Origin of the sequence: Paenibacillus sp. FSL R5-0519 (assembly GCF_037974275.1) — a bacterium.
Taxonomy (GTDB): domain Bacteria; phylum Bacillota; class Bacilli; order Paenibacillales; family Paenibacillaceae; genus Paenibacillus.
Genome location: NZ_CP150234.1, coordinates 3312028 through 3329713 on the forward strand (window position 1 = coordinate 3312028; position 17686 = coordinate 3329713).

A 17686-nucleotide genomic window follows, 5' to 3' on the forward strand; every position below is an offset into this window, starting at 1 on the left:
CCAGCCTCTCTGGACTGAATTAAAGGTACCAGTATTCAATTACAATCTATTATTTTGGAAAATCCCGCAGTTGTCAATGTAATTATTATCCAACGGTTATTAATCCCTTATACAGCATGCTGTTTTTTTGTCGTAATCACCTCCTAGATTTATTAATACAACAAACAGGGATGTCTCACAAGTCATAAATATGACGGAGGACATCCCTACTTAATGTGATTTTGTGCTAATGAACCTGTAAATATATAAATTTTATTTATGTGTGCTTAACAGTTTTTCAAACGCTTTGATATTCGTGTCAAAATCAGGAACGGTTTGTGTTTCTTCAGCAGATTTGACCAGCTTTACAACCAAATCATTATAAGGTGTCGCAATTCCGGTGCCTTCTGCTTTGCTTGAAACTACTCCGTTAATATAATCAATTTCCGTTTTGCGGTTCTTCTCCAGATCTTGAAGCATGCTTGCTTTGAGCAGTCTGGATGGCTCCATCACGTAACGTAATGTTTTCACCCGTTCAGGGATATCGGCTTCGCTGTTCAGTTCGAGTGAAGCGATGTCGAATCCATTCATTTTAACCAATGTGACTCCATTGGCGCGAGCAACTTTAATCGTCTCGTCTGCAATATGAGCTGCACTCTCAATGCCGGCTTCATGATCAATAATGTCCCCATATTCCCCATTCAATGCAGCTGACAACCCACTGAATGCATTGTTGATCAGTAATTTGGACCATTTGGTTCCAACCAGGTTATCGGAAATATGTGTTCCACCCACAAGGTCTAACACCGATTTCACTTGTTGAATTCGTTCAGTGATGTCACCATTCAATTCACCAATTTGAAAAGCATACTGCTTAAATTGAGTGTACTCCGTTGTGAGACTTGATACACCTGGTTCAATAAACGTAGCGCCAAACTCAACAGAGCCTGCGATGACGCGTTTTTCACCAACAATAGAAGCGACTTTTTCTTCCGGAATCCCGTTCTGCAACGAACACACCATGCTGTCTTCTTTCAAGAATGGAAGTAATTCCTGAAGAATGGAATCGTTATAGAGTTGTTTGGTCAAAAGTAACACGAGGTCATATTGTCCTGATTTCTGCTCAGGTGTAATGGCTTTTACATTTGCCTGAAACTCCGTTGTACCCGTCACTTTAGCACCCGTTTGATTTAAAGCTTCAACATGTTCCTGATATGCATCAATTAACTCAACGTCCATTCCGCCATCCGCCAGGTATGCACCTACGATGGTTCCCAATGATCCTGCTCCTACAATTGCAATTTTCATTTTATTTTTCCTCCTTAGTTCTCTTCCAGGTAGTTGTATACAGGTTGTGCAGCGTTCAAGGTTAAGTTGGTAAGGATATGAGAAGCGGACACAACTTCCAACACAGGCAGATCTGCCAGAGGTGCCAATGCATGTTCGAACAGTTGCAGCCGGGCAGGTCCTGTCCAAGCCTCTTTTACTTCGATGTCCGTAATCTGAGTTCGGATCAGATCACATACTCTTAAATTCCCGGTATAGTCTGTCGCAATCTTAATCATGAAGTTAGGTCGGCATATCTCACGTTTGGCGAGTTCTTTATCCACCTCCACATGTTTATATCCCATCGTTGCCGTGGCTACACGCAGCGTTCCATAATCAAGTGTGCCGACAAGTGTATCTGAATCGGTATACAACTTCGGTGCGCCCAGCTTTTTCGGATAGGCGGTGAGTTCTCGACCACTTGCAATCGCGGGGAAATTGTCTACATACATCGAATGCACATAATCGCCCTCCTCCCCATTGAATTGCACAGGGATAACTTGTCCAGCTTCCGTGTAGGCGCCCAGCCCAGATACATCGGGCATCCACATCACTTCGAATTTAACCAAAGCTTCAGTAATTTCCAAAGGCTCGGGCACGGCTGCCCGCAACGCTTTTTCATCAGTTCGATAAATAATGTTCAAGTATTCACGATTCACGAATTTGTACGGTGGCATTGGATATGCTGGAGCCGTTAGGGGTGTATTCAGATTTTTAGTTATGTTATTCACATCGATTTTCATCAAAGACACCTGCCTCATACATTAATTAAGTTTTGTTATATAAAAATTTGAACTGTATCTCATAAAAAAATTCTACATCAATATTTAAATTTAATATAATACATAATAAGTACTATATATATTTATCAAAATAAATAAGAGGTGCAGAAAATTGGAATTGCTTCAGCTCAAATACTTTCAGACCGTTGCCTATACTGAACACATCTCCAAGGCAGCTGCACAATTGAATATTGCTCAACCTTCCCTAAGCTTGACGATTAAACGACTTGAAGATGAACTGGGTACGCCTTTATTTCACAGGAGAGGACGAAACATTCAATTAAATGCCTCAGGTGCAATTCTATTGAAACACGTAAACCGAATTTTTATTGAAATTGAAAATGCAGAGATGGAGATTAAAGCGGAGGAACATCATATATCCAATACGATCAGGATCTCCATTACGAATACCCGCTTCCTCACGGGTCTCATAAGTGACTATATCAACGCTTCTCCTGATACCAAGCTCCATCAAGGCATAGGAACGCGCGCTGAGATTATTACAGGTTTGAAGAAAGGTGAGTTGAATCTGGGCATTACGGGGCATCCGATTCAGGATGAGGAAATTGAGAGTGTTGTGCTTGTCGAGGAGGATATTGTTCTGGTTGTGCCAACGAATCATGCATACGTCGGAGAGACAAGCATCTCTTTGAGTGTTGTTGCAGATGAGCCCTTTATTTCGCTTGCAGATAATAAGGAATATAGCCGGTTTACAACCACCCTCTGTGAGAAAGCAGGCTTCCTCCCCAATCTTGCATTTGAGGTCGATTCTCATACCCTGCTCGAAATTATCAGACTTGATCAGGGTGTTGCATTACTTCCAATCTCCGTATGTAGAACACTCGGGTTAAGCTATGTAAAAATTGCTGATGATTCAGCGATATATCCAATTAGCCTCTCCTGGGTCAAACAAAAATGGTTATCCCCTTCTGTTGGAGAATTTCGTGATTTTATTACTTCGTACTATGAAGACCATGCTGGCTTGTTTAAAGTGCAATAGAATATCTTCCTAAATGACATATGGTAATTGTTAAAAACAAAGACCACGTTAATCCTTATGAAGGAAACGACGTGGTCTTCTATTGATATCTGTTCCTAGTTGAACTGTAGTCTATCCTTGTACCAAACGTCCGGAATCATCTGACGCTCCAGTTCCAACAATTCGTGTATAATCTTGTCTGCATCACTAATGGAATTCACGAGCGGGTCGGTGAGCATTGCTCTTCTCAGCTTCTCGTAGCTCTGTTCCAGCACAGCTTCAACCGTAAGTTCATGCGTATCCAGTACAAGTTCTTGCATCCCTCTGATCCCACGCGGCATCTCGCCTATATGGAGTGGTCTCACACCATTCATATCTACATCGCATAATAGTTCCAAGAAGGAATCTGCATTCATATTGGTTACCGCACCTTGATTGAGTGTATTGATGAAGAACTTCTTGCCCAAATTTCCCACCATATTTTCAATGATATCGGTCGCATGATCCGGGCCAAATCTGTTCATATAGTCGGCAATCGGTATAGTACCTGCAAGGAAGTCATCCACCTGCTGCCACATCTCATCATGCCGCTGATACCTGTCCTCTGTCTCCCAGATTGATAACGGTGGAATCGTGTCCGTTGTCTTGCCAAGCCCTTGCCAATATCGAACGTATTCCTTCGTATGTGCCGTGCAAGTAGGAATGATTCCAAAAATATTATACAGTTCGTAGGTAATGGCATCGTTAAAAAGAGCTTTGGCTCCCCGATCACCGCCGTTGTTCTCTTCACCTGCCAGCTTACGCATGGCTTCTGCGATTGTGGGCATTACATTCTTTCCTTCATACTCGGCTTTGAGCAGCCAAGTGAAATGATTGACTCCAGCGATGCGGAAATCAAATTTTTGGTCAATTTCTGTGGTGAACTGACTGTTCTCTTCAATGATGCCAGCTCTTACCGCGTAATAGGCTTTTTTATGCGGCATATGATGACTATCGCACAGCGCAAACGACTTAAGCTTCGGTGCATAGCGATGTAATGCGATGCCATGAACGGTTGACGGGTTAATATAGTTGATCACCCAGGCCTCTGGACACAGTTCCTCAATATCCTTGGCACATTCCATAATCACCGGCAATTCCCGCATCGCGCGAAAGATCCCACCCGGGCCGATCGTATCACCGGAACACATGCGAATCCCATATTTTAGAGAGACTTGGCAGTCGATGCCACGATATTTCACCGATTGCTCCGCAAAGCTGAGTACAACGAAGTCAGCTCCTGGAAGTACCTGTCTACGGTCGACCGAGCCCTCGATCTTTAAAGATACGTTGTTCTCCCTAGCGACCATCTCCGCCAGAGTTACCATTTTCGAGAGCCGTTCCTCGTCTGTATCGACCAAAGCCAGCGTGCCCTGATTCAAATAGGGGGAGTGAACCATCTGCCAGATGGACTGACGACCGAAAAACAGGCTTCCTGCGCCAATAACGACTACTTTTGGATGCTGTGTGCTTGTAACATTCATTAATTACCCCTCCTTGTAACGATATAAGTTCATTATAGGGGAGTGGGATGGAATCGGAATGTGTGATAGTTTTCAAAAGATGTCAAATCGTACGATAGTTAACAAAGGGTAATTCCTTTGATATGATAGGGGAAAATGAAAGATGTCATAAAGTAGAGAGGATTCGGCTGAATTCGATGCAATCGGGAACTGTAAATATGAGTATAATCGACGAGCTTTCGGAGTATGTCACGCTTCGCATGAGCTCTTATCTGGAACAAACGCATGACAGTCATTGGATTGAACATAAGTCACATTCCGATTACGATCTGTGGTTCATTACATCAGGTTCTGTCAAGATTACCATCGCTGGAGTCGAGCATATGGCGGCCACGGGGGACGTCGTGTTTTTTTATCCGGATATGCCCTACACTGCTTCCACGACAGGAGAGCTTTGCCGGTTCATATACATACACTTTGACTTCAGCATCGCTGATCAAAAACGGATTCTTGGCGAGTTTCAGCTTCCTGGCATCGTACCTGGTAACCTGATTCAGGAGGAATCAACGCTGTTCACCTCGTCCTACCGAAGGTTTAAGCAGAGTAGCGGCGCTACCGGAAGTCCACTTTACATGAAAGCCGCTCTTCTTCTCGTGATCGCCAAAATTTTCGAATTACATGGGCAAGGCTTCTATCACGGTGAATTTTTGAAAGACCGAAAACCGAGGAAAATTGAAGCGAGTCTGGAAGTTCTACAGAACGTATTCCCATACGTGGATGCGAATCTGCATCGTGCCATTCGAGTGAATGAACTTGCTGTAATTGCTGGCGTCTCTGAGAAATATTTTATTTCTTTGTTCAAAAAAATTCTCGGTATCACACCGGGGCAGTACATTAATCAAATCAAAATGAACCGGGCCAGAGATTATTTGTACGAGAAAAAATATACGATCCAGCAAATTGCCGCATTTCTGGGCTATCCCGACCCCTTTACGTTCTCCAAAGCATTCAAAAAATTCTACAATGTGCCTCCTTCCAAATTCGAATAACAATAGACAAAAAAGAGGCAACCTGTCAATCCGGCTGCCTCTATACCTTGGTGAATCATTAGAATCATTGGTTATTCATGGTTTAATTAGGATCTAGATCCTTCAGCGCTCCTCATATTCAAAGGGTGCTTCACTCGAATAGATATCATGGAAAAAACCCTTCAATGGTATATCCTCTTCCAGACATTTAATGAGATATAACAGAACCTCGTCATCTTCTTCTAGTTCTTCCCCTTCGCGTTGCGCCACCTCAAAATGATCCAAAATATTCTCCAGAAGGCTGACTTGAATAAATAAAGGCAGCTTCTCCAGCATGGCACCAGAAATCTGGGTTTCTGACGTGTATCCGGCGAGCACGGTTTGGAAATACTCATCCATGAACTGTTTACGTTTGTCTGCTTTAGGTTCAAATTGAACCCAACCGACTCCGTTCATCCACAGACTTGCGAGGTCAAGCATGTACCAGCCATAACAGGAATTGTCGAAATCATATACCGTGATTTGTCCCGTATCAAAATCAATCGAATAATTCCCGTCATTATAATCAAAATGGATCATGCCAAACGTCTCCTGAGTCGAACTCAATTCTTTTACCGCTTGGAGAAGTTCCTCCATTTTGTTTCTGAGCAGAGAGTATGATTTAGGGACTAATCTCTCGATATGCTCCATGTTATATTTGTCCAAAAAATGATGCCTGCTGTGAACGGGTACATAGCTTTGGGATAGCTGATGCATTTTGCCCAGGACTTTACCGCTATTATAATAGTATTCGGTAAGCGGAACCCCTTCACGATACTGATAATGGTTCTCTACCAGCAACTTCCCCTTTGCCTTATTAAACAGGCATACAAAGAACTTATGCTCATCATAAGTTATCTCTTCCAGCAGATGGCCATTCTTGGAATTCATTACATTCGAAACGCTGCCTCCATGATCAAATAAATACCGTACATACTCCAGTTCGGCAACGTAATCTTCACGCTTTCTGTCAGACAAAAAAGACACTCGGAGAATTAGCGATTCACACCCCTCTTGCTCACAGGTGTATACGACATTCCGTCCTCCCTCATGAGGCGGAATAAGCTGAATATTGTACCCCTCCAGATGAAACAACTCGGTTACCACTGACAGTACATGTGTATTGCTAATGTTAACAACCTCGTTAAATTTAATAATGATCTCCTCCAGTAAACATTGTTGGGACGGTTCCCCTACTGCAATGTTCACAAAAGGAATCTCTGTAACGAAAATATCCTTTTGTGAACCTAAAGCACAATCACCTTGTTAGACATTGAATTCGCTCCTTTTGTTTTAATATCGCAATTCTACATAATTATTCCTAATTTTACTAGTGCAAAATAAAGACCGCCCATATGGGCGGCGTGTAAGAATTTTTATGATTACAGGGTTTCTCCGTTCGTTTCAATAACTTGTTTGTACCAGTAGAAGGAATCCTTGCGGGTCCTTTCCAATGAACCGTGTCCTGCATTGTCCTGATCCACGTAGATAAATCCGTAACGTTTACCCATCTCTGAGGTTGAACAGCTAATGATATCTATAGGTCCCCAGCTCGTGAATCCCATCAATTCTACACCGTCAGCGACAGCTTCTTTCATCTGCTCAATGTGGCTGCGCAAGTAATTGATGCGATAAGGGTCATGCACTGTTCCATCCTCTTTCAGTGTGTCGGTAGCACCCAGCCCGTTCTCAACGATGAAGAGTGGCATCCGGTAACGATCATACAATCGGTTCAGCGCGACGCGAAGACCAATTGGATCGATAGGCCATCCCCATTCGGTAGCTTTCAGATGAGGGTTTTTGATCTGACTTACCAGCATACCCGAGTTGCTGTTGTCATTCGGGTCATATTTTCCGATATACGTCATGTAATAACTGAAAGCAATAAAGTCCACGGTATTGTCCCGAATAATGGCATCGTCGTCAGGAGCTTTAACCAGTTCAATGCCGTTTTCCTCAAAATATCTCTGCATGTAGGATGGATATTCGCCTCTTGCCTGCACCTCTGGGTAGAACAGGTTCACCTGATCTTCCTTCATCGTCTGCAACACATCTTCCGGTTTACTAGAAGCAGCATACGTTTCCAGACGACAGATCATGCAGCCAATCTGAGCATTTGGCATCTTCTCTTTACCACTTTTGACAGCCAGTGAGCTTGCTACAAATTGATGGTGAGTTGCCTGATAGGCTACCTGCTCCGGTGTCCCCTTAATTTTATCTTCCAGAATGCCGCCGCCAGTGTACAGACTTGTCAGCATCATATTCATTTCATTAAAGGTAATCCAGTATTTCACTTTATCTTTGTAACGGTCAAACAGTGTGTTGGCAAATTTCAGATACAGATCGATCATCTCACGGCTTTCCCAGCCGTTGTATTTACGGGTTAATTCTACGGGCATTTCGTAGTGTGAGATCGTTACAAGCGGTTCAATCCCGTATTTCAGCAGCTCGTCCAGTACGTTGTCATAGAATGCCAGACCCGCTTCATTAGGAGCTTCCTCCTCTCCTGTCGGGAAGATGCGTGTCCACGCGATGGAAAGTCGGAATACCTTGAATCCCATCTCTGCAAACAGTGCGATGTCTTCTTGATAGCGATGATAGAAATCTACGCCATTTCGTTTGGGAAAGTAGACGCCTGAGTTACCGCTCAGATATTCTTCCAGCTGAACGGAATCCACATCAAAAGTGAAATCTTTTCCGTTGCGTTCTTCATGAGGGATATACGGTGCCATGTCTGAAGTAGAGAGACCTTTGCCATCTGCATCATATGCCCCTTCGAGCTGATTGGCCGCGGTAGCTCCTCCCCATAGGAATCCTTTAGGAAATGAGTGTTTGATTGTTTTTGTCATGTGGTTTCTCTCCTTTTTTTTGGTTGAATAAAAATTTGTCTTATGTTGATCCTTTTATAAAATTACGCCTTCACACAGCTGTTAACGAACGGTGAGGAGAAGCAATTCATTCATCGGAATCACCCCCTTCACCTGAACCGGCACCACGTCAAGATAATCTGGTGTATTGGCTACGATTACAGGTGTGACCGGATTAACCCCAGCATCCCGCAAGCCATCCATGTCAAACTCCAGAAGCAGATCACCCTTCGTCACTTCTTGTCCAGCAGTAACCTTCACGTCAAAAAATTTCCCTTTGAGCGATACACTGTTCAATCCAACGTGAATAAGAATTTCAATTCCGCTCGTCGACGTTAACATGACGGCATGTTTACTCTTGGCAACCATGGTGACGATCCCGTCAAATGGGGCTGTTACGCGTCCTTCCTGCGGAAGAATGGCAATACCTTTTCCGGTCATCTCCTCAGCAAAGGTTTTGTCCGGTAGCGATGCAAGCGGCACGACTTCACCAGTGAGCGGGCTGAATACTTCGCCTTTCTTTTCCTCAATGGAATGTACGGTTACAGCGCTTGACTCTTCATCAGTCACAACAGTTGTTGTGGCTTGTTGCGGTTGGGATGCATGCTGCTGGGATGAACCAGATACGGAAATACGATTTGAGTTGGGCTCATCCCACTTGAGCAATAAAGTCAGGATGAAGGAAACGGTAAAGCTGATGCCGATACCGATCAGAGCATACCAGAAGTTAGCCATGCCTCCGCCTGGGCCAATGTATAATGGAAGGGCCAGCAGTCCCGGCACGGCAAAGCCAAAGCACTTCAAACCAACTGCAGTAATAAACCCGCCGCCAGCAGCCCCGCCGATCAGTGAAGCATAAAATGGTTTTTTCAACTTCAGTGTTACCCCATACAGCGCTGGCTCGGTGATGCCAAGCAAAGCAGAGATGCCGCTGGATAAGGCTATGGACTTCATGGACTTGTCTTTTGTTTTGAGAAACACGGCCGCCACGGCACCCGCCTGACTCATATTGGTCACAAGGTTGATCGGCAACAAAAGCACGTCATATCCAAGTTTGCTCAAGTTCTGCAACGTACCCGGGAAGAACGCGTAGTGCATGCCTGTCATGACGATCAATGGCATTAATCCACCAAGAACAATTCCGGTCAACGGACCTGAATGAGCAAATAGCCATGAGGTACCCATTTCCAGATAGATACCGATGTAATTCCCGAGGGGACCAATAGCAATGAGTAGAATTGGAACCGTGATGACCAATACAATCATCGAGGTGAAGATCACCTTGACTGGGCCAGGAATGAATCGATCCACCCAGCGATGAATGTAACTCAGAAGCCACACACCCAGAATGATTGGAATGACAGACTGGGTATAATTCACAATGGACACGGGTAGTGATAGAAACCGTATCGGCTCCAACTGATTTGCCAAATATGCATTCAAAATGGTTGGATACAATAACGTACCCGCGAGGGTCAAGGCAATATATTCATTGACTTTGAACTTGCGAGCAGACGAGACAGCAAGGAGAAAAGGTAAAAAGTAAAAGGCTGCATTCCCTACAGATGACAGAACCTGATACTCTCCACTTGTCTCCTGGATTGCTCCGAGTGTAACGAGTAGTGCCAGAATCCCCTTCAGCATACCTGTGCCTATGATGGCAGGAAGGATCGGAGTGAAGATACCCGAGATGGTATCCAATACAGCATTAATGCCTTTGGAACGGGGAGCACTTGCTTCGGGTTGCGGCTTGCCATCCTGTTTCAGTTGATCTTCAATCTCTTCATACACGGCCGCGACCTTATTTCCGATGACGACTTGAAACTGGTCACTCTGAAACTGGGCTCCGAGCACACCGTCCAAAGCTCTGATCTGCTCGAGCTGAACCTTATCTTCATCACGAACATTGAATCGCAGCCGTGTGATGCAGTGCCAGGCTTGTGTTATGTTCCCTTGCCCTCCTGTTAAGTGAATGATTTCTTTCGACAACTCCCGATGATTCATGCTGCTTCCTCCTTTTTTGGGCGAAAAAAAAACCAAATGTCAACCGGCCCGCCATAGGTAGCGAAGTCCGAAACATTTGGTGGTGCCTGATCGAATCAGTAACACTCCATATTCATAATCATGTGGTATAACTTAAGCTGGTTGAATTGAGATCAACCCTTGTCGGAACGAGATGTTACTCTCTCGATGTGAATCATGAGGTATACCATCTCATCGGGAGTAATCGCGAATCCGCGCTGCTGCTCCATCTCTTCCTTTATCTTAAGTGCACATTGGAAACTGAACGGGTATCGTTCCGATAATACATCATACAGAAACTGCTGATCTTTGAAGGAGAGCACTTCCCTGTTCAATTGTCGAACGATGAAATATCGGAGATGGGTAACGAAACGGGAAAAATCAGTGGTTTCCTGATCCAGTGCCATGCCAAAATGATCTGTCATGATACCCAGAATGTCATTAATCATCTGGGTTATCTTGATCGTTTGATTCATACTGCCGGAATCAAACTGCGAATTCACAAAATGAAGAGCGATGGAGCTTGCCTCTGTTGACGGCAAACTTACCTCAAAAGCTTCGTTAATTAGCTCGACGGCATAGGCTCCGATACGGTATTCCACAGGATACAGATGACGGATATCCCAGTGAAGCGGATTCTGCATGTCCACACCGCTCTTGAAGCGATCCAGCGCAAAGTGAATGTGATCAGCCAGGGTGAGCAGAATGGAATCATTCAACTTTTTACCGATTTGTTTCCGGCCATGCTCAATGATTTGATCGGTGACGTTAATGACTTGCAGCGGGATATCATTAAAAAATTGCTCCAATCGCTGGTATTTGTCATCTGAGCCGATTCGAAATGTTTTTTGAATCTGCTCCCGTTCAATCCATTGTCCTTTCACTTTTTTGAACCCAACTCCGGTCCCGATCACAATGACTTCGCAGCCTTCGGCATCTTCTGCCAGAGCGATGTTGTTGTTTAACGATTTTTTGAACCTCATGATGTTCTCACCCCCAATATGCAAAAAGCACCACCATGGTCCAGAGCACAAGTCAAACAAACTTGTGAAATCCAGACTGTGGTGGTGCCTGATCGAATCAGTGACACTCCTTATTTAGCTGTATCTTATACCACCCATGTAATCGTTGTCAATACCAATACTATGGAATTTACATGCAATTCGTCTATGTGTGCGTTGTCTTATTAAATTGACATAAAAGAAGGAATTTTATACATCAATAGGCGTAGATTCCCTTGCATCCTCGTAATAGTATCGAATCAAAATGTCCTGATCGTAGTTGCCGAACCCTTTCCCGAAAAGTGTCAGACCACCACGCCCGGGCACCCCTTCTTCCGGCCTTAATGCAAACGTCCAGTAGGTCGATGAATCGAGTTGCAGATCATGGATACACACATCCGAGATACGCTGGCCATCCATAAACGTTCCTTCTCTGTTAATACGAAGTACCTTCAGAACACCATACTGATTAACGTCCAACTTCCACCACAGCGGTGTATGTTTGCCTTTCCGATCCCCAAAGTCCCCGGGGCTTGTCCATGTTCCCAGGTGTTTTCCATTAAGGGAGAAACGAATGTCGGAAGGCCAGTTTTCATTAACTTGAGGTGCTTCCGAACTGAGTTCGAGTGAAATCTCAATCTCTTGGAGATGCTGTTCTGTATTCAGATAATTAGGGACTTTATATTCCAAGAACCCGCGTGCCAACCAGAGTATACCCGCATTAACCCGATCCGGGTCCATAAAGCACGCCGGCGTATCATATTGCCCAATCATTTGTGTTGTTGTTGCAATTCCACAGGTGGGCCAGGCTTCGTAATCCGTGTAGTGACCAACTGGAATAGATACTTCATGGTACGGAGCATCAACGGGTTCAGGAGAGAGATTGATCGTCATGAATTCTTGCAGAATAAAGCAGTATTTATATGTACCACCATTCTCCCGCTTCATGCGACTGCCTACAATCCCGGCTTTTTGCAGCTTGCTCACATGAGTACTCACGATGGCTTTGCTCAGATACAGTTCTTTGGCCAGCGCATTAATGTGCATTTCTCTGTTCTGCAATAATAAGCGAACAATATTTAGACGGGCCTCGCTTGCGAGGGCCTCGTAAATGATTAAGGACGCGGCATCCGTGCCAAGCATCATGAACTTCACTCCCATATCTCTATAAAATCCATTATATTTAGTGATTTAGGATTCGTTTTTTAGCGAACCCTGTAAAATGAACTTGCTCAATATAATAGCATTATGATACACATTAGATAACAAATCAATGAGTTGATTTTGCTTTTATGCGAATTCAAAGTAAAATAAAGTCCATTACGCACCTAAAATTAATTCTATGGAGGTTTTCCCATTGCTTACATCCAAAATGCTTATCGATAAAGACTTTCAGATTGCTGAAGTAGATCCACGTGTCTATGGTTCATTCATAGAACATCTGGGACGGGCCGTGTACGGCGGTATTTATGATCCAGGTCACCCTACTGCGAATGCTCAAGGTTTCCGTCAGGACGCTATTGAAGCGATCAAAGCGCTGAATGTACCCATCGTTCGTTACCCAGGTGGCAATTTCGTATCCGGTTACAACTGGGAAGATGGTGTGGGCCCGGTTGCTGAGCGCAAACGCAGACTTGAACTCGCATGGTGGACGATTGAAACGAATGCGGTAGGTACGAATGAATTTGCAGATTGGGCCAAACTGGTTGGAACCGAAGTGATGATGGCTGTAAATCTGGGTACTCGCGGTATTGATGCGGCCAGAAACCTGATTGAATACTGCAACCACCCATCCGGCACATATTGGAGTGATCTGCGTATCTCTCACGGTTACAAGGACCCGCATAAATTCAAAACCTGGTGTCTTGGCAACGAAATGGACGGCCCTTGGCAGATTGGTGCAATGACTGCATATGAATACGGTCGTATTGCGAACGAAACAGCAAAAGCGATGAAATGGGTTGATCCAGAGATTGAACTCGTTGCATGTGGCAGCTCCAGCCGTGACATGAAGACATTTGCAGATTGGGAAGCAACTGTACTCGATCTCACCTATGAAAATGTAGACTACTTGTCCCTGCATCAGTATTACAATAACAACAAAGACAACACGTATGACTTCCTGGCGACATCGCTGGATTTGGATCAATTTATTGATAGTGTGGCTTCGATCTGTGATTTTGTACAAGCCAAAAAACGCAGTAAAAAGAAATTGATGCTGTCCCTGGATGAATGGAATGTCTGGAAATCCATTGGCACAAGTCGTATGGAAGAACGCTGGCAGATTGCTCCTCCTGAATTTGAAGATGTATACACGCATGAAGATGCACTAGCCGTGGGTTGTTACCTGATTACCATTCTCAAGCACGCCGACCGTGTAAAAATGGCTTGTCTTGCTCAGTTGATTAACACCATTGCACCAATCATGACGGAAAATAACGGAGCGATCTGGTTCCAGACGACATATTTCCCGTTCATGCATGCATCCAACTTCGGTCGTGGTACAGTGTTGCGTTCCATCACTACTTCACCTAAATATGATTCCAAAGACTTTACAGATGTTCCTTATCTCGAAGCAATCAGTGTGCATGATGAAGAGAATGGCACGATCACGATCTTTGCGGTGAACAGACATCTGGATGAGCAATTGGAACTGAATGTGGATCTGCGTTCCTTCGGAGAAACCACATTTGTGGAGCATATTGTATTGGAGAACAACGACTTAAAAGCAACCAATACCAAGGAAAACCCACGCAACGTTCTTCCTCACAACGGCGGGCACACAACCGTAGATCAAGGTAAAGTGCAAGCTGTACTGAACAAAGCGTCCTGGAACGTCATTCGTCTTAAAACCAAACAAGCTTAATCAGAGCGGAATAGAACTTTCTCTTACTCTGCAACATCAGCATTGTTTTTCGCACCGCGTGCAGCTCCCTGCGCGCGGTGCTTTTTGCTGCATAAGGGTAGTCGGCCGAACTACATGGTATCAAAGATAAATGTTAGACGCGTATTGAAAATCTCGGTTTTTATTCCTCGCAACGAAGGAATTTAATGAACACAGGGAGTCTTATTAACCCGATTCGGGCGAATTTTAATGACTTGATATTGACCCGAATAAGGTTTCTGAGGTTCGTTAGCACTGAGCAATCATGCGAAATCGAGCTGGTTCAAATCTCATATACAGCATAAGCAAATAAGCCACCCCCCGTCTGGCGCACGGAGAGCAGCTTGCAGTTAAGCATCTAGCTGAGAAGATAAGAACAGATCAGAAAGAGATCAGATCACCCAACATACTAGCAATCCTTCCTTTCCATATGCAACGAAGGTTGTGTTCTATTTCACTATTTCACGATTTTCATTTCAAGTATTATCCTCGTTGTGCCTCCTCTTCACCTTCGGCATCTGCCGCAGCCTGGCTTGCTGGAGTCATCAGCCCTTGAACCGCCCCCATAAATGGCTGAATCTGCTTAATCATGCCATACCCCATTTTGACCACAGGTGTAAACCGCTGGATCATGCCAAACAACCGCATACCACCGCCTAACATACCTCCAATCGAGCCTGCACCGCCAAGTCCGCCAAAGCCACCACCTAACAATGAACCTAACATAGGCATGAATGATGATACCTGAGCTTGCCGAGAGATTGAACGAGAAGACATCGACCGGGATCGTACCTGCGACTTACGAGTATTGTTCGTCCGTTTACGCTTTCGAGAGGATACTGTTTTTCTTGTAGCCTCTGCTTTAGGTTTGCTTTTGCGAGCACTTCCTTCAGATGAGGGTGCTGAGATTGCGGCCTGAGTAAGCTTTCCGCCTCCGGTAATCACTACCCCTGCGTGATTGACACCAGAGATATAGCCAACGTACGTTTCCCCATTATGAAGAGTCACGCAGACTGGACGATCTTTGAGCCGTTTTGCCTTGACGTGTATTTCATTGGTCTTAACCATGGAATTCACCTCACTTGACTTGATCTACTTTAGTCTACGCAATGGGTGGACGACTTGCCTGTGCGAATAACACAACCGTGTGCCGAAGCAGGAAGATTCTGTTAAGGATAATGTGCTGCTACAGATTTCTTGTTTTTTCTCAGATATACTCAATATACATCTCATTCAAAATATGACCCATACGATATGTGTTTTCAGCCAATTCAGATGTCACATAGGATGCAACATCACTCTTTTCGATATCGTACATGACTTCTATTTCTTTAGAAAAAAGAAGGTGTCCCTCATTGATTTTCTGCTCCAACGGGGTAATCTGTTTGGGTTGCAGATCAACTCCCAGTACTTGCTGAAGTACTTGCACATAGGTTTCAAGAGAACGCGCTCCGACAATTTTCATACCTTCGTTCTCTTCATTCACAATGATAATGGATGGGAAACCTCTAACTCCCAAACTGGCGACACGTTCAAAGTCTTCCTCCAGTAACTCTTGTGCAGATTGCTGTGCAGCCGCCTCAACCACTTCTTTTCCATTCATGCCCAGTTGATTGACGATATCTGTCAGCACATCATCTTCCCCAATATTTCGATTAAATGCAAACACGGCTTCACGCGCACGTCTTAAAAATTCATGTTCTTTACCAGGGTGTGTACTCTGAATGACCTTATATACGCGAGAAGGCGGATAGGAAGAAAGTATTGGATTATCGTGCCATAAGGAACCGTCGATGGGCATGCGTGAATGCTCACCCACTTGCTTCCAATGCCCTGCAACGTCCGAAGGCTTCTGAATCCCGTTAGCTCCATCCGAGAAACCATTCCAGTTAGCCAGTAGCCCACCCATTTTGGTTTGCATCGTAAAATAATGACCGTATTCCTCAACAAACCGTTGAAGCACAGGCTCTAGCGCCCAGCAGTGAGAACAGATCGGATCTGTTGCGTAATAAACAGTTATCCTTTTTTCAACGTGATTCAGATTGATTTTTTGCATAGCCTCCTCTTCACTCACACCACATATGCCTGTTTCCAGATCACACATCATAGATTCGTTACTCACATATATCCCGCCTTTAACTTTATGAATTGATTTCCTTGTGTTAGTTTGATTATAATGTCTACAATCTTCTGAACAAGTACGATTCTTTTTCTGACTTAGTATCAAAAAGTATACTATTGGAGGGTATCAAGTGAAATACGAGTTTAATTTCGATCAGTTATGTCCAGCGACTTATGCATTTCAGGTCATTGGAGGCAAGTGGAATCTTCCGATCCTGGCCATCCTCAGTGAAAGTGACTGTATACGTTACAATGAATTAAAAAGAAGATTGCCTGGCATTACCGGAACGATGCTAACGAACTGTTTGAAGGATTTGATTCATTCCGGTATCGTGCATCGGGAGCAATATAACGAGATACCACCGAGAGTGGAATATTCACTCACCGAATCAGGCAAGGAATTGGTTCCTTTAATTGAATCCATGGTCTTGTGGGGTCAGAAACATATGACAGCAGGTGTGAAGGAACAAGATATGTAACACCTCACTTTGGTGGGCCTTGCCTTATGTAACCCCTTAGTCTAGGGTTATTTTCGAATCGATCAGTACACTTTGTTCAACGGCAAAAAAGGCTATCTCACTGGACCATCACGTCCTTTGAAATAGCCTTTCCTTATATAAATAAAAGACTTCCGCTTGTTTATGCATCACTTCATATTCATTCTCGGCTTCGATGTGTTAGACACGACTAACCATACAGTTCCTCATCTTCCTCATTTCCTAAATACATAACCGTGGGTTCTCCCCCAACCAATCTAAGAATCTGCTTTCGTAATTTTGAAGGGAATAAAGGTAGTTCGTTTATGTTTTTAATTTCCAGCCATTCATATTCCACCTGATTTTCGTCACTTGGCAGAATAGAACTATCTGTGTCCATCAAACCTATGTACTCGCACAAAAAAACAAAATCTACACGATGAAAAGCTTCACCGTATACCCCTTCAATAACGAATTCCAATGATAACGGTTCTACCTCTACTCTGATTTCTTCTCCGACTTCACGCTTCACAGCGTCGGTCAATGTCTCCCCTGCATTCTGGCTCCCGCCCGGCAGGATATAGATCACTTCATCATGATCATCCTGCTTCATTGCAAGCATCCTTCCATCGTTGATGATCAATGCTTTTGCAGAATTTCGAATCTTTCTTTCCATTGTT

15 protein-coding genes are annotated in these 17686 nt (G+C 44.2%); 4 read left to right on the forward strand and 11 right to left on the reverse strand.

Features of this window, described 5'->3' with window-relative positions; all coding sequences use genetic code 11:
- Positions 1-252: 252 nt before the first annotated feature.
- Together MKY73_RS14975 and MKY73_RS14980 are read right to left on the reverse strand one after the other, a co-directional pair.
- Entirely contained in the window at positions 253-1287 is a 1035-nt protein-coding gene (locus MKY73_RS14975) for a ketopantoate reductase family protein (protein WP_339302407.1), read from the reverse strand.
- A 14-nt stretch (positions 1288-1301) separates the two neighbouring features.
- Complete coding sequence (locus MKY73_RS14980; protein WP_339308607.1) at positions 1302-2048, reverse strand: acetoacetate decarboxylase; 747 nt, start codon at positions 2046-2048, stop codon at positions 1302-1304.
- A gap of 151 nt (positions 2049-2199) precedes the next feature.
- Between MKY73_RS14980 and MKY73_RS14985 the strand changes: the two genes are divergently transcribed.
- Positions 2200-3087, forward strand: a complete 888-nt coding sequence (locus MKY73_RS14985) for a LysR family transcriptional regulator (RefSeq protein ID WP_339302408.1) — start codon at positions 2200-2202, stop codon at positions 3085-3087.
- Between the two features lie 95 nt (positions 3088-3182).
- Here the strand turns inward: MKY73_RS14985 and MKY73_RS14990 are convergent, their stop codons facing one another.
- Complete coding sequence (locus MKY73_RS14990; RefSeq protein WP_339302409.1) at positions 3183-4589, reverse strand: glycoside hydrolase family 4; 1407 nt, start codon at positions 4587-4589, stop codon at positions 3183-3185.
- Between the two features lie 197 nt (positions 4590-4786).
- On the opposite strand from MKY73_RS14990, the gene MKY73_RS14995 reads away from it, so the two are divergent.
- Positions 4787-5617 carry an AraC family transcriptional regulator gene (locus tag MKY73_RS14995; protein ID WP_339242773.1) on the forward strand — a complete coding sequence of 277 codons (831 nt, stop codon included), beginning with the start codon at positions 4787-4789 and terminating at the stop codon, positions 5615-5617.
- A 102-nt stretch (positions 5618-5719) separates the two neighbouring features.
- Here MKY73_RS14995 and MKY73_RS15000 read toward each other — a convergent pair whose 3' ends face one another.
- The 5 genes from MKY73_RS15000 to MKY73_RS15020 all read right to left on the reverse strand — a co-directional run bounded on the left by MKY73_RS15000 (position 5720) and on the right by MKY73_RS15020 (position 12671).
- Complete coding sequence (locus tag MKY73_RS15000) at positions 5720-6844, reverse strand: phosphotransferase (protein WP_339302410.1); 1125 nt, start codon at positions 6842-6844, stop codon at positions 5720-5722.
- Between the two features lie 173 nt (positions 6845-7017).
- A complete protein-coding gene (locus MKY73_RS15005) occupies positions 7018-8484 on the reverse strand; it encodes a family 1 glycosylhydrolase (RefSeq protein ID WP_339302411.1) in 1467 nt (488 codons plus the stop codon).
- Between the two features lie 81 nt (positions 8485-8565).
- Positions 8566-10506 (reverse strand): beta-glucoside-specific PTS transporter subunit IIABC, encoded by a 1941-nt coding sequence (locus MKY73_RS15010; protein WP_339302412.1) that lies wholly within the window; start codon positions 10504-10506, stop codon positions 8566-8568.
- Positions 10507-10658: 152 nt separating this feature from the next.
- Positions 10659-11507: a PRD domain-containing protein gene (locus MKY73_RS15015; RefSeq protein WP_339302413.1), complete on the reverse strand. Its 849-nt coding sequence runs from the start codon at positions 11505-11507 to the stop codon at positions 10659-10661.
- Between the two features lie 228 nt (positions 11508-11735).
- Positions 11736-12671 carry an ArsR family transcriptional regulator gene (locus MKY73_RS15020; RefSeq protein WP_339242764.1) on the reverse strand — a complete coding sequence of 312 codons (936 nt, stop codon included), beginning with the start codon at positions 12669-12671 and terminating at the stop codon, positions 11736-11738.
- Positions 12672-12867: 196 nt separating this feature from the next.
- Between MKY73_RS15020 and MKY73_RS15025 the strand changes: the two genes are divergently transcribed.
- On the forward strand, positions 12868-14391 hold the full coding sequence (locus MKY73_RS15025) for an alpha-N-arabinofuranosidase (RefSeq protein WP_339302414.1): 1524 nt from the start codon (positions 12868-12870) through the stop codon (positions 14389-14391).
- A gap of 501 nt (positions 14392-14892) precedes the next feature.
- Here the strand turns inward: MKY73_RS15025 and MKY73_RS15030 are convergent.
- Both MKY73_RS15030 and MKY73_RS15035 read right to left on the reverse strand, forming a co-directional pair.
- Positions 14893-15477, reverse strand: a complete 585-nt coding sequence (locus MKY73_RS15030; protein WP_339242762.1) for a hypothetical protein — start codon at positions 15475-15477, stop codon at positions 14893-14895.
- 139 nt (positions 15478-15616) lie between these two features.
- Positions 15617-16531 carry a DsbA family protein gene (locus MKY73_RS15035; RefSeq protein ID WP_339302415.1) on the reverse strand — a complete coding sequence of 305 codons (915 nt, stop codon included), beginning with the start codon at positions 16529-16531 and terminating at the stop codon, positions 15617-15619.
- A 130-nt stretch (positions 16532-16661) separates the two neighbouring features.
- Here MKY73_RS15035 and MKY73_RS15040 point away from each other — a divergent pair, with 130 nt between their 5' ends.
- Complete coding sequence (locus MKY73_RS15040) at positions 16662-17009, forward strand: helix-turn-helix domain-containing protein (RefSeq protein ID WP_339302416.1); 348 nt, start codon at positions 16662-16664, stop codon at positions 17007-17009.
- A gap of 208 nt (positions 17010-17217) precedes the next feature.
- On the opposite strand, the gene MKY73_RS15045 is transcribed toward MKY73_RS15040, so the two are convergent.
- Positions 17218-17682: an NUDIX domain-containing protein gene (locus tag MKY73_RS15045; protein WP_339302417.1), complete on the reverse strand. Its 465-nt coding sequence runs from the start codon at positions 17680-17682 to the stop codon at positions 17218-17220.
- Between the last annotated feature and the right edge of the window lie 4 nt (positions 17683-17686).